The following is a 19330-nucleotide window of genomic DNA, read 5'->3' on the forward strand; positions in this document are numbered from 1 at the left end:
AAAAACCTGGCGCAGGTGAAGGGCAGCTTGCCTTCCCCTGAATACTCGTGCACGCGCCTAATTACGGGAGGGTTTGATGGGCATAGCGTTCAAATCTACAAGTATATCACTCAACAATACCAAGAGGCGTGCAATCCTTGTCGCAGGCGGCGCAGGATTCCTTGGCTCGCATCTTTGTGACCGACTTCTGCAGGATGGTCACGAAGTCATATGTGTGGATGATTTTTCGACCGGACGGATGGACAATCTATGGCATCTGCTTCGTTACGAGACGTTCAGTTTCATCCGCCACGACGTCATCTCCTCACTCGATCTGCCTGTCGACGAGATATACAACTTGGCCTGCCCGGCATCGCCGCCGCACTATCAGGCCGATCCGATCCATACGATGAAGACGTGCGTTTTCGGCTCGCTCAACTTGCTGGAGCTTGCCACATATCATCAAGCGCGCATTTTCCAGGCCTCGACCTCGGAGATCTATGGCGACCCCCACGTGCATCCGCAGCCGGAAAACTATTGGGGAAACGTCAACTCCTTCGGCCCCCGCTCGTGCTACGACGAAGGCAAGCGCTCCGCCGAAACGCTTTTCCGTGATTTTCATGCCCGTCATGGCGTCGACATCAGGATTGCGCGCATCTTCAATACCTATGGACCGCGCATGCGCCCCGACGACGGCCGCGTTGTTTCCAATTTCATCGTACAGGCGCTCAAGGGCGAGGATATCACCGTCTATGGCGATGGCTCCCAGACGCGCTCCTTCTGCTATGTCGCCGACCTGATCGAGGGCTTCATTCGCCTGATGGCCGACCGAACGACCATCCATACGCCTGTCAATCTCGGCAATCCGGCGGAATTTACCGTGCGCGATCTGGCCGAACAGGTCATCGCGATCACCGGCTCCAAGTCGAAGATAGTCCATAAGCCTTTACCGATCGACGATCCCCGCCAACGGCGTCCCGACATCACCGTTGCGAAACGAGAACTGGGATGGGAACCGTCAGTCGCCCTGGCGGATGGATTGAAGTCCACCATCGCGTATTTCGAACGCCAGTTGGTGCGTCCGAGCAGCGAGCTTTTCGAGGTTGCGTGATGGGCAGGCAAAAAATACTCGTCGTGGGCGGCGCCGGCTTCATCGGCAGCCATACCGCGAAGCTCCTGCATCGCCAGGGCTTTGAGCCCGTCGTCTATGACAATCTCTCGACGGGCCACCTCGCCTCCGTACGCTGGGGGCCCTTTGTGGAAGGAGATATTCGCAACACATCCCATCTTACCGGAACGATCGAGGAGCATAGACCCGCGGCAATCATACATTTCGCCGCCTCGGCCTATGTCGGTGAGTCCGTTGAAAACCCCGCGAAATACTATGCCAACAATGTCAGCGGCACGCTATCGGTTCTGGAGGCGTGCCGCCGTACGGAAACGGATAAGCTGATCTTTTCATCGAGCTGCGCGATCTACGGAATTCCCGCCCATCTGCCGATCCGCGAATGCGAAATGGCTCAACCGATAAATCCCTACGGCAGAACCAAGCTGATTGCCGAACATATGCTGGCCGATTATTCGGCGGCCTACGGGCTTTCCTATGTGGCGCTGCGCTACTTCAACGCTTCCGGCGCCGATCCAGAGCAGGAACTCGGCGAATGGCATGACCCCGAAACGCATCTCATTCCCCGTGCATTGCTGGCGGCGGCCGGCGGGACCGAAACCTTGGAAGTTTATGGGGAGGATTACGATACGCCGGACGGCACCTGCGTGCGCGACTATATCCATGTGCTGGATCTTGCCAGAGCGCATGTCCTGGCGGTCGAATATCTGTTGGCCGGCGGAAACAATCTCGCCGTCAATTTAGGGAGCGGGCGCGGCACGTCGATCAAGGAGATCGTCAGCGCGATCGAGCGCGTTTGCGGCCGCCGGGTTCCCATCGCCATGCATAGCCGGCGGCCGGGTGATCCGCCCGCCCTTTATGCCGCCGCGGATCTTGCTGCCGAGAAACTCGGCTTCCGCGCTCTACATTCGGACATCGAAACGATCATCCGGACTGCAGCTCCCTTCTTCGGGTTGGAGATGCGGGGATGATATCGATCCGCACACGAGCTCAAGTAACGAAGGATCCGGCTTTGATGACGCCGGTGCTGCAAGGCCACAAACGCGCGGAATACGCGGCTTGCGCCGCGCTGTGGCTTGCCGCACTCGGCTATTTCTGGAGCTGGTGGTTCGCACCCGCGCACCATGTCGACGCCATAGGATCGATTTTGGTGACCGTGGTGCTCGCCTGGGTGACCATCATTCCGGCCTATTTCATCATCGTCTTCTTCCGCGCCGAAGTGCCGACCGGGGAATTGCGGCTTCCTGCCGGCAGCCGCATCGCCATGGTGGTGACCAAAGCGCCATCGGAACCCTTTTCGGTTGTCGCCCGAACGTTGGATGCCATGCTGGCGCAGGAGGTCACGCACGACACCTGGCTCGCAGATGAAGATCCTTCGCCCTCGACGCGGGATTGGTGCAGGCAATATGGCGTCCAGATTTCCACCCGGAAGGGACGGGACGATTATCACCGCCAGACATGGCCGCGGCGCACCCGCTGCAAGGAAGGCAACCTCGCCTTCTTCTACGATATCTACGGCTATGAAGGTTATGATTTCGTGGTGCAGCTCGATGCCGACCATGTGCCCGAGCAAGGCTATCTTTTCCAGATGCTCCGCCCCTTTGCCGATCCGGCGGTCGGCTATGTGTCGGCCCCGAGCATTTGCGACCAGAATGCCCACGAGAGCTGGGCGGCTCGCGGCCGACTCTATGCGGAAGCGAGCATGCATGGATCGCTTCAGGTGGGGTTCAATCATGGGCTGTCGCCGCTTTGCATCGGCTCGCACTATGCCGTCCGCATCAAGGCCCTCGAGAGCATTGGCGGGCTGGGGCCTGAACTGGCGGAAGACCACTCCACCACACTAATGATGAATGCATATGGCTGGCGCGGCATTCACGCGCTCGATGCCATTGCTCATGGCGACGGTCCGCGCACGTTTGCCGACCTCATCACCCAGGAGTTTCAATGGTCGCGTAGCCTGATGATGATCCTGCTGCAGTATTCGCCAAACTTGATCAAACGGTTGCCGCTGCGTCTGAAGATCCAGTTCCTGTTCTCGCAGCTCTGGTATTCTCTGTTTTCTCTCTTCATGGCGCTGATGTTCATCATGCCGATCATCGCACTTATCCGAGGAACTACCTTCGTCAATGTCTCCTATCCCGACTTTCTGCTGCATTTCATGCCGCAATCTCTCCTGCTGATCCTGTTTGCCTATCGCTGGCGCAGCACGCACACGTTCAGACCAGTCGATGCGAGTATCTTGAGCTGGGAGATGACGCTGTTCCTGTTTGCTCGCTGGCCATGGGCGCTCATGGGCGCTCTCGCTGCCATTCGCGATTGGACGGCTGGAACATTCGTGGATTTCCGCGTCACTCCGAAGGGTACGTCCGACGTCGATCCGTTGCCAATCAGAGTTCTTGCGCCTTATGCCATGCTCTCTCTTATCTCCATCCTGCCGGTGCTATCCGTCAGTGCTGCGGAAGAGAGCAGCGGCTTCTATATCTTCGCCACGATGAATGCCGCCATCTACACTTTGCTGCTGCTGGTCATCATCGTTCAGCATGCGCGTGAAAACACGCTCAACACCAGCAAGCGTTTTTACCAGCCAGCGCTAGCCAGCGCCCTTATTGCTCTGACTGCCCTGCCATTTGTCGGCATCACCGAGCACGGCCGCGCCGGAGCACAATCACTGATTTGGGATACCGATGGCTATGTATTGTTCGACAACCGCTTTTCAGTGGCAGGTGCAGGAATTGGCGGTCGCGGACTGCACAGAATTGTGCTCAATCCGCACTGGCACGTGAACGACACGGGCAACTGAGCTTCATAGAGGAACCCTTTGGCGGAACGCAGATGGAGACGGCAGTTATTAGAAACTTAACAGGATCTCGGCGCGTTGGCCGAACCAAGCCATGCACGCCAGATCGGCGCTCGAATCGCCGCCATAGGCAAGTTGGCAAGCACGCAAACCAAGCTGCGCGACATTGCCAGGGGGCGAACCGGCAGCGAGCCGCGAGGGCAGGAGTGCCAAGGCTCGCCAATCACGAATACGGGAGAAATAATATGAAACCAGCAAGGAAACAGACCTCCCCGGCCGCCGCAGCGTCGCTGGCATGCGCGATTGTCCTCGGGCTTGCGACCCCAGGCAATGCGGCCGTAGCCGCGACCACGACCAAGGTGCCGGAGGGTGCAAGGCCCATGTCGGCAGCCGAACTCTACATGCTCTATCACGACAAGAGCTGGCGCTGGCCCGATGGCGCCGGCCGAATGCAGAATACCGACCGTCGGTTCTCAGCCTGGGTCGACGGAAGCGACGGACAATCCTGGGCTGAGGGTCGCTGGGCTGTGACAGACAACGGCCGGCTGTGTCTGGAGGCAACCTGGCATGCCGCAAACGGCCAGTTCACGGCCAAGACTTGCTTCATCCATCGCATCTTCGATGGAACGATCTATCAGAAACGCGAGGCTGGCGGAGCATGGTTCGTGTTTCGCCATCCCATTACCGAGAAAACCGATGAGGCGACAAACCTCATCGCCGATGATCTGGTCTCACAACGACTGGAGGCCTTGAAGACCTCTTTGACCGTCCGCAAGACCGAATAGAGGAAGGAGGCAATGCGATGAAAACCCTATCGAAACTAACGACGGCTCTGCTTGCGGCTGGCGCCCTCTGCGGGGGCGTATATGCTGCCAGCAACGGTCTGGACGCAAAGGCCGAGACCCGGCCTCTCTTCAACGACAAGAGGCCGATCATCACTCCCCAATCGCTACCGGGGGGTGCCTATGATCCCAACGGGGACTTTTCCAACGACCCCAATCCGAAGATCGAGCACCTCTTCCTGCCTTGGGAAGATGTCGATCTATCGACGCTGAGCACGGCAGACGAATATGCCCGCAAGCGCGGGCGCTCGCTGCTGATCACGATCGAGCCCTGGTCATGGGCCCGCGACTGGCGGGTCACGCCAACCGATCTCCTCAGTGGAATTCTGGCGGGTCACTACGATTCCAACATGACGGCGATCTGCTCCGCGGCCGCCAAGCTCAAAGCGCCCGTCACGATTCGCTGGGCTCATGAAATGGACGAGAAGAACGGACAGTTCACTTGGGCCTACTGGAAGGCGGACGACTACGTGAAAGCCTATAGGCACGCAATCAACGTCTGCCGCAAGAGCCTTCCCACGGCAAAGTACATGTGGTCGCCGATGGGCAAGGAGGGGCTCGAAGCCTACTATCCCGGTGACTCATTCGTCGATGTCGTCGGATTGTCGGTGTTCGGTTACCAACCGTTCGATCTGCGCAAGCTCGGGCGGGATTCGACCTTCGTGGAAGCGACTAAACCCGGCTATGACCGTGTGAAACGCTTCAAGAAGCCGATCGTGATCGCGGAATTGGGCTACCAGGGCAACGAAGCCTATGTTCACGCATGGGCCGAGGAAGCCAACAAGCCGCATTCCGAATTCCCCAACCTGCAAGCGGTGGTTTATTTCAACGATCGTGAAGTCTATCCATGGCCGGATGGTTTGGGCAGGCCGGATTGGCGAGTCGCCACACCGCCTCTGCTGAACTGACGGCGATGATGAAAGATGGAGGAGAAATAGATGTCCTGGTTCCGTTTCATAATCCTGAATACCATGTTCGCGATGCTGCTGGTCGGCACCGCGAACGCGGCGACACATCGTCATATCGACCGAATGACGGCGCACGCGGCTCACCAAGCCATGCCTATGAGTGCAAAGGAGCTCAAAAAGCTCTACGCAGGACACTCCTGGATATGGAAAGACGGAGCTGGCTTCTTCTCTCGCCATCACCGCCGATTTACGGCCTGGTCGCACACGGGCGCTCAAAAATCCTATGCAAAGGGCACCTGGTATGCGACCGATCGCGGTCAACTCTGCATGAGCGCCGTCTGGTACAGCAAGAAAAGTGCAGCATCCAATGTGTCCTGCTTCCTGCATCGCGAGAAGGCTGGGACCATCTATCAGAAACGAGCATCAGGCGGAAAATGGTATGTGTTCCGTCATAATCCGATCAAACATGATGACGAAGTTCTGAAACTGCGACCGGGCGATTATGTTCGCAGACATCTGCCCGGTTGAAGTCGAATACTCACATAGGGGCTTTTTCTTGGATAGCGGGCGGCACGCGTCCCCACTTGTTCCGTCGAACCGCCATCCGGGAAATGCCCCTATTTTTTGCCGGGCGCACCGCCCGACAGTCGCTGGCTCACCTTAGAAAGCACCGCGATTGTAGCAATGCGATGTTTTTCCAAATCCGCTTGGCGTGCAGATATAGGGAGAGCCTTTGAAGTAGGCTTCAGCGGAAACCGAGGTCGTCTTGGCAAGCGATCTTCCACTGTAGAAGACGACATCGTTCTTTTGATATTTCTTCATATACAGTTGAATGGTCTTATTCTTTCCATGCGCACCATCGGCGGCGTTTGCATTCGCGGTCATACCTGCCGAAAATGCGATCGCAAGAATTACAGGAAGAGAAATACCAATTTTTCGATTGCGGGTAGTTAGATTGCAAGAGTTTTTCCAAAAACTCATAAGTTCACTCTCCTTGATAAGTTTTGCTTGTGTATTTGAGCGGAAAATATTTAAGCAAATTCTATAAATATCTTGAAAATATTAACGAAATCTGCTTAATTTCCCTACGGCCCTCGGGCGGAGAAATAAAACAATGCTGCCTGCAGCGATTATAGCTTGGCGCGATATGCAATTGATGCACAGGGGCTTGACCCCGGCATCCACAGACTTCTTCGCGTTACCCGCCAAGGCGCATCACAGGGCAGAATTATTTTATCAAGACATGATGCAATCACGTCCCTTGGGTCCGTCCGCCATCCGGCGGACGCTCGGATGGACTGAGATTCGGGCTGTTTTGCGACGATCGGGGAAGATCTTAGATATACATGGTCTATCCTATCGCGCGTGGACCATTTTGGGCGACCATCGGTCGCCTCCCTAGGCTGCGGCCCCTTTCATCGGCTCGTGGCTAGGATATGCGGCGACCGCCAGTCGATTTGGAACGCTTCGTCGAAAGGCTATTACGATGATGTGGGATAAAACCGAGACTGCCTCCGACCAACCGCCCCTTGTCGAAAGGCGCCGGTGGCCCCGCATTTCCGAAGGCCCGCTTTGCCAAAACGCCGCAGAACTGCCGGAACTCGTGTCGCTGCCATTTTCCACCGCCAATGAAGCTCCCAACCAGCAATTCCCGGCTTGGCGGAAGCATATGGCGCCACTGATCGATGCCTATCTTCCCGAAAGCACCCAAGCCGACGATGGATTTGCTGCAAGTCAAACCGTCTGGAATTTGGAAGGGGCACTTCTCATTCAGCAACAAACGCCTGCCTTCCGTTATGAGCGCCCCGCAGAAAAAGTACGCTTCAGCGCCATAGATCATTGGCAAATCACCTTTCTGCACACGGGCAAGACATGGACCAGCGTCAATGGGCACGTGGTCGAAAACGAGCCCGGCATGATGGAAATTCGGGCACTTGGCTGCCCGTTTTACGGCCGCACCATAGGCGCGCAATCCGTGGCGCTCATCCTGCCTTCCGATCTGTTCGCCGAACATGGCGGACTGCCTGGAGCAAGCAACAACATTGTCCTGGGGGGTGCGCGCGTCAAGCTGCTGGCTGACTACATCGCTTTCCTCGAAGCAAACCTCAACCGCCTGACAAAGGACGACCTGCACAGCGTGCGCAACCAGCTGGAAGAGATGATATTCCATAGCGTTGCGCCACTGGTGGACCACCATACGACCGGCGATCGCAGCTCCGAGATCGGTCTGATGACGAAAGCTCGTCGCTTTATCCAGAACAATCTCGGTTCAGCAGACCTGACCGCGGAAGCATTAAGCCGTGAATTGGCAATCTCCCGAACCAGACTCTATGGGCTGTTCCAGACATCCGGCGGTGTTTTGAACTACGTGCGCAGAAGACGGCTTCTGGCTGCACGCGCAGCCCTTGCCGACCTTAGCAATGGTCAGAAAATTGCAGATATAGCCAGTAATCTCGGCTTCGAGTCGGCGGCGAACTTCAGCCGGGCCTTCACACATGAATTCGGCTACAGTCCAAGCGAGGTCCGCAGGCATTCGGGCGAATGCAAGATAGAGCACCTACCGCAGATGACGGAGACATCCACCTTCAGCGATTGGCTTAACACGCTCGGTATTTGATCGGCATAAGCTTCCCAGCAATATGCCAGCTTCGACACAATAGCTCATATATTGCTGCATATGATCTGCTGAAACAAGCTGATCAATATGCAGATATGAGGGCAGCTGCGACCACTGGCATCACCCGCTTTCAATCCGGCTGCGGCGACGAGGTCGTTTCGCCCTCTGAAATCTCGCAAGACAACAAGAGCGGCTTGCCCGTGACACCCTCCCTGCTCAATAAGACTGCTACCGCGGCCGCAGCTATTTCCTGAATTGGCTGCTTCACGGTGGTCAGGCGTGGAATTGTCATGCTTGCAAGCGGAATACCGTCAAAGCCGACGATAGAGAGGGCAGCCGGGATCGGAATTCCCAAATCATGGGCTGCCCGCATGCAACCAATCGCCTGTTGGTCGGAACTTGCGAATATGGCGGTCGGGCGCTCGTGGCGTGCGCGCGCGAGAAGATAGTTTCCGGCAGACCGTCCGCTTTCATAGTCGAAAGCAGCTTCTGCGATCAGCGGCACCGCATTCTGCTTGCCGCCAGTCAACTCCCCTGCCGCCTCCATTGCATCGAGATAACCCTTGAGACGATCGTTCGCAGGAATGGAGTCTTTGGGTCCGGAAATGAAGCCGATACGGCGATGGCCAAGCTTCACGAGATGCTCGACACCGAGGCGCACGCCGCTGCGATGATTAGCCGCGATACCGGAATATCCCGGCAGAAGGCGATCGACGATGACGATTGGCAGCCCCTTCGGCAGCTTGAGCGTATGGAAATCATTGCTCGGAACAAGGATGATGCCATCCACCTTCCGGCTCGTCAGCTGGCCGATCCGATCCGCTTCCTTATCCGCGTGATCGAAGGAGGTCATGACGATGATGTTATAGCCATGCCTTGCCGCCGCCTGTTCCGCAGATTGGACGAGTTCCGAAAAAAAGGGATTGGTCAGGTCGGGAATGATGATGCCGATGAGACGGCTCACCTTGCTGCGCATGCTTCTGGCGGATGGGTCGGGCATATAGCCGAGCTGCTCGATAATGCCCCTGACCCGCACCCTCAATTCATCCGTCACGGAAGGATGATCATTCAAAACCCTTGAAACGGTTCCCGTGGAAACTCCCGCCAGCTTGGCAACGTCTCGAATTCCGACCTTTGGCATATGGATTATCGATATCCCTTCATCTCATCTTCCGAGACGGCTGATCCGGGCTCTCAGCTAATCGTCTCCGCCGCCTTAGTCAAAAGCTTCCTGTCGAGCTGATCCTCCATTGTGCGGACAAATGTTCGGCCAATGGAAACGGTTCATCATACCTTTCTTGAAGCTTTGGTAAAGTTGAAATTTCAGTAGGTTTTCGGACGATGCCGATCGCGCCTTGACAATTTCCGGCGGCATGCTACGCAATATGCGTGGAAACGGTTCATTGTCATGGACAACTCAGGTGGAGCTGAGCCAAGGACCGTTCGAGAGGAGAGAAATGTCCAATTCTACCAAGCGTGAAACCGCCTTCATCAACGCGCAGCGGCGCGCTGCACTGAAACTCGGACTCGCCGGCACTCTGGTGCTTGCACTGTCCTGCGGGGTGTCGCCCGCCTTCGCGGCCGGCAAGCCGAAGGTCGGTCTGATCATGAAATCCCTGTCCAACGAGTTCTTCAAGCAGATGAAGGCCGGCGCAGACAAGTATGCGGCCGAAAACAAGGACAAGTTCGACTTCAAGGCCGTGGGCATGAAGGACGAACGGGACTTCGCAGCTCAGGTCGACGCCGTCGAGAATTTCGTGACGCAGAAATACGACATCATCGTCGTCGCACCGGCCGATTCCAAGGCCATGGCCACGCCGCTTGCCAAGGCAGTGAAGGCCGGCGTCAAGGTCATCAATATCGACGTGCCGCTCGATGCCGATGCCAAGAAGGCAGCCGGTATCGATCTCGCCTTCTTCGGTCCTGACAACGCTGCCGGCGCCAAGCTTGCCGGCGATGCGCTGGCCAAGGATCTTGGACCCGGTGCAAAGGTCGTGATCCTGGAAGGCAATCCCGAGGCCGACAACGCCAAGGAGCGCAAGGAAGGCTTCATGGATTCCATCAAGGCCGGCAAGCTTCAGCTTCTCGACAGCAAGACCGCGCATTGGGAAACCGAAGAAGCCAACACGGTCATGACGAATTTCCTGACAAAATATAAGGATATTCAAGGCGTCATGGCTGCGAACGACTCCATGGCCCTTGGTGTCGTCAAGGCTCTCGATGCGTCAGGCCAGGCGGGCAAGATCAAGGTAGTCGGCTTCGACAACATCCCCTCCGTCAAGCCGTTGATCAAGGATGGCAAGATGCTTGCCACCGTCGAACAATATGGCGCGGAAATGGCGGCCATGGGCATCAAGTACGGCCTTCGCGAATATGCCGGCGAAAAATTCACCGGCTGGGTCAAAACGGATGTGACGCTCGTCACCGCCAAGGACCTCAAATAGCCGAAGAACAAAGGCTTTACGGGCGAGGATGCGCCGGCAGCTTGCCGGCGCATCCGCTTCGCGGTCGATCTTATAGTCGCTCAGAAAAGCCCGGACGTTGCCGCAAGGCAGAAGGTCGCCATTGCCAGAGTTGAAACACGCAGAGGTGGACGTGCCAGAAACAACAGACGATGCCATCCTGAAGCTGGAAGGAATAGGCAAGCGCTTCCCGGGCGTCGTGGCTCTGAAGGATGTCTCCATAGAGATCGGTCGCGGCAAGGGTCACATTCTTCTCGGTGAAAACGGTGCCGGCAAATCGACCCTGATCAATCTGCTTGGCGGCGTCTTCAAGCCGGATGACGGCCGCATTCTGTTCGACGGCAAAGCCTATCATCCCTCCTCTCCGCTCGAGGCGTTCCAAGCCGGCATCCGGGTCATTCACCAGGAGCTGCATCCCCTTTCCAATCTCACCGTCGCCGAAAACCTCCTCTTTGAGCATCTGCCGCGCCGATATGGTCTGGTGAACTACAGGCAAATGAACGCTCGGGCGGCGGAACTGCTGGCGGAAGTCGGCCTCAACGTCGCGCCGACGACCCTTGCCAGCAGCTTGAGCGTCGCCCAGCTTCAGCTTCTCGAAATCGCCAAGGCGCTCTCCAACGAAAGCAAGCTTCTGGTTCTCGATGAACCGACCGCGACCTTGACCTCCAAGGAAGTTGATCGTCTCTTCGAGATTCTCAAGCGGCTAAAGGCGCGCGGCGTCACCACGCTTTACATATCGCACAGGCTCGAAGAGATCTTCGAGGTGGGCGACGATGTCACCATCCTGCGCGATGGACAGCATGTGATCACGCGGCCGCTCGCAGGGCTTGGAATTCCGAAAATCGTCGAACTCATGGTCGGGCGCGAACTCGCCCAGCACGACGCCTTCCGCGGCGACAGCACCATCTCCGGCGAGGCGCTCGGCGTCTCCGGCCTCAAAGTGACGAGCCATAGCCCGGAACTGTCGTTTGCCGTCGCAAAGGGGGAAATCGTCGGCATTGCCGGGCTTGTCGGCAGCGGCCGCACGGAGGCGGTCCGGGCCATATTCGGCGCCGACGCCAAGGCTGCAGGCGAAATCCGCATAGATGGCAAACCGGTCGAGATTGCCTCACCCAAGGACGCCGTAACAGCCGGACTGTGTCTCGCGACCGAAGATCGCAAGATTCAAGGCCTCATGCTCGATATGAGCTGTGCGCAAAACACCACGATTACCAATCTCGGCAAGATTTCCCGTAACGGATTGATCTTGCGCAAGGCGGAGGACGATTCCTCGCAGCGCCTCGTGCGTGAATTGCGGATCAAGACACCGTCCATCCATCAGGCTGTCAGGACATTTTCGGGCGGCAACCAGCAGAAGGTCGTCATCGCCAAATGGCTATTTCGCGGCCCCAAGGTGCTGATCTTCGACGAGCCGACGCGCGGCATCGATGTCGGTGCCAAGGCGGAAATCTACGAGCTTCTGTGGAAGTTTGCCGCTGAGGAAAAAGGCGTTCTCGTCGTGTCTTCGGACCTGCCGGAACTCATGAGCATCTGCCATCGCATCATCGTCTTCTCGGACGGCAAGATAGCCGGCGAAATACCCCGGGATCAATTTGACGAGAGCAGGATCCTCTCGCTCGCTTACAAGGAGTACAGTCGTGTCCGGCAACATTGAAAAGACGATCGAGGCGAAAGAGGCCAGCGTCTGGGACAAGCTCATCCGGATCTCGATGAAAGAGGCCGGCGTCGCCATCGCCCTCGTGCTGATTTTGATCTTCTTCTCGCTGACGGCGCCCTATTTCGCGACGCCGGAGAACTTCCTGAAGATCTTCGTGCAGATCGCCATCAACACGGTGCTTGCTGCCGGTATGACCTTCGTCATCCTCACGGGCGGTATCGATCTTTCCGTCGGATCGCTGCTGGCGCTTTGCACCGTCATCGGCGCGACGATCATGATCGATCCGAGGTTTTCTCCCTGGCAGGCGATCGCTCTCGCATCGCTCGCCTCGATGGGTACCGGCGCGATCCTGGGTGCCGTCAATGGATGGATCTGCGAGAAGTGGAAACTTCCATCCTTCATCGTCACGCTCGGCATGCTCAACGTCGCAAGCGGACTTGCCCGCGTTGTCAGCGACAACTCCACCATCACAGGCCTGCCGCAGCCCTTCGTCGATTTCGGCAATCTGATCTTCTGGGGCGTTCTTCCGTCAATCTTCCTGATCGCGATCGTCGTTGTTCTCATCGGCTGGTTCGTGCTGCGCTACACGGTGTTCGGGCGTTTCGTCTTCGCAATCGGGACGAATGAGGAGGCGGTTCGCCTCTCCGGCCACGAGCCGAAGAAATACAAGATCGCGGTCTTTACCATTTCCGGACTGACCGCCGGCATTGCTGCCATGATCTACCTGCTCCGCCTCAATGTCGGTAGCCCTGTTGCGGGCATCGGCTATGAATTGAATGCGATCGCAGCCGTCATCATCGGGGGCACGAGTCTCTCCGGCGGCAAGGGCTCGATCATCGGAACGCTGGTTGGTGCCTGCATTCTGCAGGTGCTGTCCACGGGGCTTCAGCTCTTGGGGGCCGACGACAACATCAAGCCGATCGTCATCGGCGCCGTCATCGTGCTGGCCGTCATTCTCGACAGCTATCGCGGCCGGCTGATGCGGATATTGGAGAGCCGCTGACGAGGCGGCTCTTTGGAGCAAGGCGATGGCCCATCAAGACCGAACTTTGCCGTCAGGTCCGCTGTAACTTCCAGGTCCGGATTTCAAACGGCATGATGTCGGCAGGGCCGGTGCGTTCGATCGCCTCTTCCAGGATGTTCAGCGGGCCCGAAGCCTCCCATCCGGACGGTAAGGCCAGGGACAGGCGGCCGCGCCGGCCGGCCGGTTCGTAAAGCCGGAGGATAAGGCCCTCTCCTTCCTCGGCCGGCTTTAGGCCGGAGAAGGCGACTGGGGTGCCTTCGATGCCAAGCGGGGACAAGGTGCCGGCGGCAAGACCGCTTGCCTCCATGCTGACCAGCGGCTGGTTGAGATCGATTGCCTCCGATAGAACGCCGCCGTCATACCAGGCGCCCTCATGCGGCATCAGCGCATATGTAAAACTCTGCTGGCCTTCGTCGGCAAGCGGATCGGGATAGATCGGTGAGCGCACGAGGCTCATGCCGATGACATTGCCGCGAGCGCTGTGGCCGTATTTGGCATTATTGAGCAGGGCAACGCCGAAGCCCGGTTCGCTGAGATCGACGAACCGATGCGCCGCCGCCTCGAACATCGCCTGCTCCCAGGAGGTGTTGGTATGCGTCTGCCGCTCGACGGCACCGAAGGCGCATTCGAAAGTGGCGTTGCGCGACCGCACGGCGACCGGATTGAGGGTTCTCAGCAGCGTTCGCCGGTCGTGCCAGTCGATGGTCGTTTCGATATCCAGCCTGCGGGCATTGGCCGTCAGAACATAAAGCTGGGTCACGGTCGAGTTGCGATATCTATAGACAACCTGGATGGCGGCGCGATGCGGTCCCTCCTCAACCAGGCGGATGCTCTCGGGCCGATCCAGCCGAATGCCTTTCTCGGCATAATCGGCATCCACGTCCCAGGCATCCCAGTTGCGCGGCTTGTCGGCGGGATAGACCCAGAGCTGGTTGGCAGCCCCTTCGACTGCTTCTCGTCCCGTTGCCTTATGAACAAGGCTTGATACGGCACCATCCTCGCCGATGATAACCGACAAATGCTCGTTTTCGAGGCGATGAGCATCGGCTTTCAGTTGCCCGGCCGGCCTGAGCGCCTTGCGATCGAAGACCGCGACGGAAAGAGGTGCGACAGGATCGGCGGAGGCCAGAACCGTTCCATCAGGCAGCGTTGCGGTGAGCGGGCGTGGTGAAAGCGAGGGGTTGACGACAACAAGCGCATCCGTGACTCCGCCGGCCGGAAGATGGGCACACAGCGTCGTCAGGGACCTGATCTACTCCGCCTTGGCATTGTCGATCACGCCGTCAAGTTCCCGTTCGGCATCGGCATAGACCTCGCGAATACTCGATCCGGGCAGGATATCGTGAAACTCGTTCTTCAGAACGACGCGCCAATCCGCCTCTAGGCTTTTAGGTTTGACAGCACCCAGCAGATGGGCGAGCGAGGCAATCGTCTCCGCCGTTATCAGGGCGCGTTCGGCCTGGCGGTGCCTGCGCTTGACGCCGCTTTGCGTCGTCAGCGTCGCGCGGTGCAGTTCGAGATAGATTTCTCCATCCCAGACCGGAAGCTCCTTTTCCTCAGCGGTGCGATGCGCCTTTTCATAGTATTCCCTTACCGTGCCCCAACGCGCCTTCGGAATTGCCGGAAAATCGCGCAGCTGCGCTTCGCGCTCCACCATTTCCGGCGTGACACCGCCGCCGCCATCGCCATAGCCGACGGCGAGCAGCGAGGTGTCATGCTGCGTCTTGCCACGGAAATTCTTCCAGGTCGGCACGAAGCAATCCGGCTGCACGAAGCCGTTATAGCCTTCCATGGGATTATCGAACGTATGAGTGAGAACCTTGCTGCCGTCGAGCCCCTTCCACCAGAACAGGTCGGACGGAATGCGATTGCTTTCGCTCCAGTTCACCTTGATCGTGAAGAAACTGTCGATGCCCCCGAGCCGCAGGATCTGCGGCAGGGCGCCCGAGAAGCCGAAGCAGTCGGGCAGCCAGCAGACGCTGTGACGCAGACCGAAATGCTTTTCGAAATAACGCTGGCCATAAAGCACCTGGCGCACGAGGCTCTCGCCTGTGGGCATATTGGTGTCGGGCTCGACCCACATGCCGCCGACCGTTTCCCATTTTCCTTCGGCCACCTTCTTCTTGATCCGCTCGAGCAGTTCCGGATCATCTTCCTCGATCTGCGCATAATATTGCGCGGTCGATTGGTTGAAGCGGAAATCGTCGGAGCGTTCCATCAGCGAAAGCGCGGTGTTGAAGGTGCGGCGCATCTTGCGGCGCGTTTCGCCATAGGGCCAAAGCCAGGCCAGATCGATATGGGCATGGCCAGTCAGCAGCAGCTCGCCATTTTGCGGAAAACGCTTCTGAAGTTCCTTCAGCTGAGCCAGCAGGCGATCATAAGCAGCAGTTGCCGAAGCACTCTGTGCTTCGCTGAGACCGGCCGGACTGTCCTGAAGCTCCGGCAGTTCCCAGATCTTCTGCTGCATCGCCGCCTCTGAGGTGCGCGAGATATAGGCTGATGTATCCGACGGCCAATCGAGGCTGCGCAGCGCCCGTTCGCCGGCGTCAATCAGATGCGGCACGACTTCATGGCCGTCAAGAATATCGGCCGCTTCGCCGATCTGCTGCAACAGGAGATGCAGCCGGTGGACGGCTTCATCCAGCCAGATCAAGCGCGCCCTGTTCAGCTTCGGCGCCCTGTTCGGCTCGCCGAACGGAAAGCGCGCGACGCTTTCGGTCGCGATCTGAAAATCCCTACCCTTGATCGGAAACTCCTGGTGATGGGGGTCGAGTCCGAAAGTCTCCTTTTCGCCATCAGGGTAGCGCAGCGTCAGCAGGCTCTCGCCGCCGAGATCGAGCTGCAGGCGGATCTGTTCGAGCGGCCAGTCCTGCGGCGCCTTTGCCTTGGCAGCGAAGCGAACCGTCCCGTTGCGGCGCGGCCAATCCTGATGATGTGCGATTGGTTCCCCATCGAAGGTCCACCCGTCGATCGCGAGGCTTTGCCGGTCACGCCAATACGCAAGCTCGGCAGTGCGGACTTTCAGGCGATCGAGACGTTGGGCAATAGTGAGAGACATGGCTGGTCCTATCTAAAAATCGGCAACTGAAGGCGGAGGAGGGAATATATCGACGCAAATAAGTTGCCGGCCCCGCGCCCCATCTCCTCCCAGCGGATCGCACAGCCGGAACTAGATTAAGTTACACCGCCGCCAGAACACGCTCGGAGTTCGTTCGAGGAGAGATGTTTATTACCTTGGTGAAGCCGCAGGCAGCGATCCAGCAAAAGCCGTCTTGCGGATGGTAATTTCAATGCCGCCCATGGACTTGCCGTCATCGGTCACATCCGGTACGCGAATGTACAGGACCTCGGAATAGTTGCGGAACGTCCCGCCGATCAGCTCATATATTGCAAGTGCCGTATTCTCGGGAAGTTCTTCAACCGATACGCTTTTCCGCTGCTGCATGGGATTCTCTTCCAAAAGTCGGGGCGCCTTTGAGATAGAACGAGTGCCGACACTTTAGTCCTGATTTGCCGCAAAGATATCCCCGGAATCATGGAAACTGTCACAAATGCGTGAGGGTTCATTTCGACAAAAATGTTGCGGCAGTACAAACGCTCGGCCTGCAAGAGGGAAGCGGGTCGCGGCGGATCAATTTTTCCTCCGTTTCGACGGCAATTCCCTATTCTTGGCAGCAGCCACTCGAACGACCGCAGCGCGCCGCTCGAAAAAATAGGCCCTGGCAATCTGAAGGGTATCTGCACCGAAATCTGCCGTCGGACGATTTCTGCCTCATAGCTGGCCGATGCCGCTCAAGCCGATCAATGCGCCAATGCCCAGAACGATGAGCGGATGCACGCGCGTCGTCGAAAGAACAAGCGCGCCAGCGGCCGCGATTGCCGCCAGAATCCACCCTTGGGTCGACGCCTCGGTGATGACAGCCGCACTGGCGGTGACAAGCCCGGCGGTCATCGGCACCAATCCCGCCTGCACGATCTTGCGCCACGGCCTGTCCTTGAAGCGGTTCCAGAGATGAAGCACCAGATAGGTCAAGACTGAAGAAGGCCCGAACTTTGCCGCGGAAGTGACCAGCACGCCCGCCCATCCGGCAACATGCCAGCCGACCAGGGGCACGACCATCAGATTCGGACCGGGAGCCGCCTGCGCCAGGGCGAACAGCGCACCGAATTGCTGCGCCGTCATCCAATGCTGTACGTCAACCACCTGCCGGTGCATTTCAGGGAGAATGGAATTGCCGCCGCCGAAAGCCAGCAGCGAAAGCTGGGTGAAAATGATTGTGAGAGCAAACAAAGTCGCAGTCATGCTTCGAACTTCCAGATGGCGAGAATGCTGAGGGGTGCTAGAACCAGCATGGTCGGCAGCAAGGGCAAGCCGGCTATGGCGATCGCGGCAAAGCAAACGGCCGCAATGACCAGGGTGACCGGCTTGCGGCGCAGCGGCAGGACGATCTTCACGGCCATCGAAATCAGCAGACCCGCCGCCGCCGCGGCAAGGCCTGCGAACATGTGTTGGATGCGCGGATCACTATTGAAATGGTCATACACGACGCCGAGGCCGATCACGATCGCCGTCGGCGCGACAATCAGGCCGAAAAGAGCTGAAAAAGCCCCCGCCACGCCCTGAAACTTCGAGCCGATCGCAACCGCCATGTTGATGATATTGCCGCCCGGCAGGAACTGACAGAGCCCGAGAAGTTCAGTGAATTCCTCCCCGGTCAGCCACTTACGATCCTCGACCACCATGCGGCGTGCCAGCGGCAGGACCCCGCCAAAACCGATAAGACCGAGCTTGAAAAAGCCGTGAAAGAGCTCCGCGACTGTCGGTCCCTCGCGTTGAGCAGCACTGGAATGAGAAATGGCATCCATGTCGTGGCCTATATGTTTATGTCGAGCAGGCGTCAAAATAGGCTTTTACCGCCCATGCGTCCAATATATGGATCAATCAGTATCCATATGTTTGAGATATGCCATGATTGAACTTCGACATCTGCGCTATGCCGTCACCGTTGCCGATGAGGGCCATATGACCCGCGCCGCGGAAAGACTGGGCATCCAGCAACCGCCGCTCAGCCAGCAGATAGCCAAGCTGGAGGCGATCGTCGGTGCATCGCTCTTCAAACGCCTGCCGAGAGGCGTCGAGCTGACCGAGGCCGGGCGAACCTTCGTGGAGAGGGCAAGGACCATCCTCCACGATGTCGATCTTGCGATAGAGGCGACGAGACGCAATGCGCGCGGGGAGGAGGGAAGCCTCGCCATCGGCTTTACCAGTTCGGCCGCCTTTCATCCGCTGCTCAGCTCGGCCGTCCGCTCGCTCGGCGAGACATCGCCGGATGTGGCGCTCAAGCTTGAGGAAGCCAGCACGCCCGATCTGATCGCCATGCTGCATTCGGGCCTGCTCGACGTCGCGCTCGTGCGCTCTCCCGTTGCCCAGTCGGGCGGCCTTGTGATTTCCCGAATTCTCGATGAAGAGATGCTGGTCGCTCTTCCAGATCGTCATCCGCTTGCGATGCCGAAAGGAGAGAAGCCTCGGCGCATTCAACTGTCGGAGCTCGCAAACGAAGCTTTCATCCTTTATCGCCGTCCCTCGGGACCGGGGTTATATGACAGTATCATAGCCGCCTGCCTTGCCGCGGGTTTCAGCCCCAAAATACGGCATGAGGCTCCCCGGTTGCTGTCGACGCTCAGTCTGGTCGCCGCTGGACTCGGAATCTCCATCATTCCAGGATCGATCGCCCGGCTGGAAACGAACGGCATCGCCTATCTGAGGCTCGACCCAGGCGCCAATCTCGTGGCGCCGCTTTATCTCGCGCGAAAGGATGAGCAGCCAAGCGGCGCGCTGCAGCTATTTGCCGACATTGTTCAGCACGAGAAGGCCTCGATGAAACACCAACCTTGAGCCGGCTATCTTCCCTGCGCAG

The 19330-nt window shown here is 58.1% G+C and carries 16 protein-coding genes and 1 pseudogene; 11 read left to right on the top strand and 6 right to left on the bottom strand.

Annotation, left to right across the window (positions count from 1 at the left end):
* Positions 1 to 76: 76 nt before the first annotated feature.
* The 6 genes from C7U61_RS05320 to C7U61_RS05345 all read left to right on the top strand — a co-directional run bounded on the left by C7U61_RS05320 (position 77) and on the right by C7U61_RS05345 (position 6180).
* Positions 77 to 1090, top strand: a complete 1014-nt coding sequence (locus tag C7U61_RS05320; RefSeq protein WP_106997119.1) for a UDP-glucuronic acid decarboxylase family protein — start codon at positions 77 to 79, stop codon at positions 1088 to 1090.
* A complete protein-coding gene (gene galE / locus C7U61_RS05325; protein ID WP_106997120.1) occupies positions 1090 to 2076 on the top strand; it encodes a UDP-glucose 4-epimerase GalE in 987 nt (328 codons plus the stop codon). Before C7U61_RS05320 ends, galE begins: the two co-directional genes overlap by 1 nt.
* Positions 2073 to 3905: a glycosyltransferase family 2 protein gene (locus C7U61_RS05330; protein WP_106997121.1), complete on the top strand. Its 1833-nt coding sequence runs from the start codon at positions 2073 to 2075 to the stop codon at positions 3903 to 3905. Before galE ends, C7U61_RS05330 begins: the two co-directional genes overlap by 4 nt.
* A gap of 242 nt (positions 3906 to 4147) precedes the next feature.
* Entirely contained in the window at positions 4148 to 4687 is a 540-nt protein-coding gene (locus tag C7U61_RS05335; RefSeq protein ID WP_106997122.1) for a DUF995 domain-containing protein, read from the top strand.
* Positions 4688 to 4704: 17 nt separating this feature from the next.
* Entirely contained in the window at positions 4705 to 5652 is a 948-nt protein-coding gene (locus C7U61_RS05340; RefSeq protein ID WP_106997123.1) for a glycosyl hydrolase, read from the top strand.
* A gap of 30 nt (positions 5653 to 5682) precedes the next feature.
* Positions 5683 to 6180: a DUF995 domain-containing protein gene (locus C7U61_RS05345; protein ID WP_106997124.1), complete on the top strand. Its 498-nt coding sequence runs from the start codon at positions 5683 to 5685 to the stop codon at positions 6178 to 6180.
* Positions 6181 to 6312: 132 nt separating this feature from the next.
* Here the strand turns inward: C7U61_RS05345 and C7U61_RS05350 are convergent, their stop codons facing one another.
* On the bottom strand, positions 6313 to 6633 hold the full coding sequence (locus C7U61_RS05350) for a hypothetical protein (RefSeq protein ID WP_106997125.1): 321 nt from the start codon (positions 6631 to 6633) through the stop codon (positions 6313 to 6315).
* Positions 6634 to 7138: 505 nt separating this feature from the next.
* Between C7U61_RS05350 and C7U61_RS05355 the strand changes: the two genes are divergently transcribed.
* Entirely contained in the window at positions 7139 to 8269 is a 1131-nt protein-coding gene (locus tag C7U61_RS05355) for an AraC family transcriptional regulator (RefSeq protein ID WP_106997126.1), read from the top strand.
* Between the two features lie 130 nt (positions 8270 to 8399).
* On the opposite strand, the gene C7U61_RS05360 is transcribed toward C7U61_RS05355, so the two are convergent.
* Positions 8400 to 9410, bottom strand: coding sequence for a LacI family DNA-binding transcriptional regulator (locus C7U61_RS05360; RefSeq protein WP_106997127.1), 1011 nt, complete (start codon positions 9408 to 9410; stop codon positions 8400 to 8402).
* A 316-nt stretch (positions 9411 to 9726) separates the two neighbouring features.
* Between C7U61_RS05360 and C7U61_RS05365 the strand changes: the two genes are divergently transcribed.
* From C7U61_RS05365 to C7U61_RS05375, 3 genes are all read left to right on the top strand, one after another.
* Positions 9727 to 10713 (top strand): sugar ABC transporter substrate-binding protein, encoded by a 987-nt coding sequence (locus tag C7U61_RS05365; RefSeq protein WP_106997128.1) that lies wholly within the window; start codon positions 9727 to 9729, stop codon positions 10711 to 10713.
* A 151-nt stretch (positions 10714 to 10864) separates the two neighbouring features.
* Complete coding sequence (locus C7U61_RS05370; protein ID WP_106997214.1) at positions 10865 to 12385, top strand: sugar ABC transporter ATP-binding protein; 1521 nt, start codon at positions 10865 to 10867, stop codon at positions 12383 to 12385.
* Positions 12369 to 13391, top strand: a complete 1023-nt coding sequence (locus tag C7U61_RS05375; RefSeq protein WP_106997129.1) for an ABC transporter permease — start codon at positions 12369 to 12371, stop codon at positions 13389 to 13391. The genes C7U61_RS05370 and C7U61_RS05375 overlap by 17 nt, the downstream gene beginning before the upstream one ends.
* A gap of 52 nt (positions 13392 to 13443) precedes the next feature.
* On the opposite strand, the pseudogene C7U61_RS05380 reads toward C7U61_RS05375, so the two are convergent.
* The 4 genes and pseudogenes from C7U61_RS05380 to C7U61_RS05395 all read right to left on the bottom strand — a co-directional run bounded on the left by C7U61_RS05380 (position 13444) and on the right by C7U61_RS05395 (position 18278).
* Positions 13444 to 16470, bottom strand: a pseudogene (locus C7U61_RS05380) (glycoside hydrolase family 38 C-terminal domain-containing protein).
* Positions 16471 to 16641: 171 nt separating this feature from the next.
* Positions 16642 to 16857 (bottom strand): hypothetical protein, encoded by a 216-nt coding sequence (locus tag C7U61_RS05385; protein ID WP_106997130.1) that lies wholly within the window; start codon positions 16855 to 16857, stop codon positions 16642 to 16644.
* 327 nt (positions 16858 to 17184) lie between these two features.
* Positions 17185 to 17715 (bottom strand): chromate transporter, encoded by a 531-nt coding sequence (locus C7U61_RS05390; RefSeq protein WP_106997131.1) that lies wholly within the window; start codon positions 17713 to 17715, stop codon positions 17185 to 17187.
* Positions 17712 to 18278 (bottom strand): chromate transporter, encoded by a 567-nt coding sequence (locus C7U61_RS05395; protein ID WP_106997132.1) that lies wholly within the window; start codon positions 18276 to 18278, stop codon positions 17712 to 17714. The genes C7U61_RS05390 and C7U61_RS05395 overlap by 4 nt, the downstream gene beginning before the upstream one ends.
* 103 nt (positions 18279 to 18381) lie before the next feature.
* Here C7U61_RS05395 and C7U61_RS05400 point away from each other — a divergent pair, with 103 nt between their 5' ends.
* A complete protein-coding gene (locus tag C7U61_RS05400; RefSeq protein WP_181315797.1) occupies positions 18382 to 19308 on the top strand; it encodes a LysR family transcriptional regulator in 927 nt (308 codons plus the stop codon).
* The last annotated feature ends 22 nt before the right edge of the window (positions 19309 to 19330 follow it).

It is taken from the genome of Rhizobium sp. JAB6, from assembly GCF_003024605.1.
GTDB lineage: Bacteria > Pseudomonadota > Alphaproteobacteria > Rhizobiales > Rhizobiaceae > Rhizobium.

Excerpts from the sequence above, each read along its gene's own strand:
- C7U61_RS05390 (WP_106997131.1), bottom strand. The coding sequence starts at position 17,715 with ATGACTGCGACTTTGTTTGCTCTCACAATCATTTTCACCCAGCTTTCG.
- C7U61_RS05335 (WP_106997122.1), top strand. The coding sequence starts at position 4,148 with ATGAAACCAGCAAGGAAACAGACCTCCCCGGCCGCCGCAGCGTCGCTG.
- C7U61_RS05340 (WP_106997123.1), top strand. The coding sequence starts at position 4,705 with ATGAAAACCCTATCGAAACTAACGACGGCTCTGCTTGCGGCTGGCGCC.
- C7U61_RS05365 (WP_106997128.1), top strand. The coding sequence starts at position 9,727 with ATGTCCAATTCTACCAAGCGTGAAACCGCCTTCATCAACGCGCAGCGG.
- C7U61_RS05350 (WP_106997125.1), bottom strand. The coding sequence starts at position 6,633 with ATGAGTTTTTGGAAAAACTCTTGCAATCTAACTACCCGCAATCGAAAA.
- C7U61_RS05355 (WP_106997126.1), top strand. The coding sequence starts at position 7,139 with ATGATGTGGGATAAAACCGAGACTGCCTCCGACCAACCGCCCCTTGTC.
- galE (WP_106997120.1), top strand. The coding sequence starts at position 1,090 with ATGGGCAGGCAAAAAATACTCGTCGTGGGCGGCGCCGGCTTCATCGGC.
- C7U61_RS05320 (WP_106997119.1), top strand. The coding sequence starts at position 77 with ATGGGCATAGCGTTCAAATCTACAAGTATATCACTCAACAATACCAAG.
- C7U61_RS05345 (WP_106997124.1), top strand. The coding sequence starts at position 5,683 with ATGTCCTGGTTCCGTTTCATAATCCTGAATACCATGTTCGCGATGCTG.
- C7U61_RS05395 (WP_106997132.1), bottom strand. The coding sequence starts at position 18,278 with ATGGATGCCATTTCTCATTCCAGTGCTGCTCAACGCGAGGGACCGACA.
- C7U61_RS05330 (WP_106997121.1), top strand. The coding sequence starts at position 2,073 with ATGATATCGATCCGCACACGAGCTCAAGTAACGAAGGATCCGGCTTTG.
- C7U61_RS05400 (WP_181315797.1), top strand. The coding sequence starts at position 18,382 with ATGATTGAACTTCGACATCTGCGCTATGCCGTCACCGTTGCCGATGAG.
- C7U61_RS05360 (WP_106997127.1), bottom strand. The coding sequence starts at position 9,410 with ATGCCAAAGGTCGGAATTCGAGACGTTGCCAAGCTGGCGGGAGTTTCC.
- C7U61_RS05385 (WP_106997130.1), bottom strand. The coding sequence starts at position 16,857 with ATGCAGCAGCGGAAAAGCGTATCGGTTGAAGAACTTCCCGAGAATACG.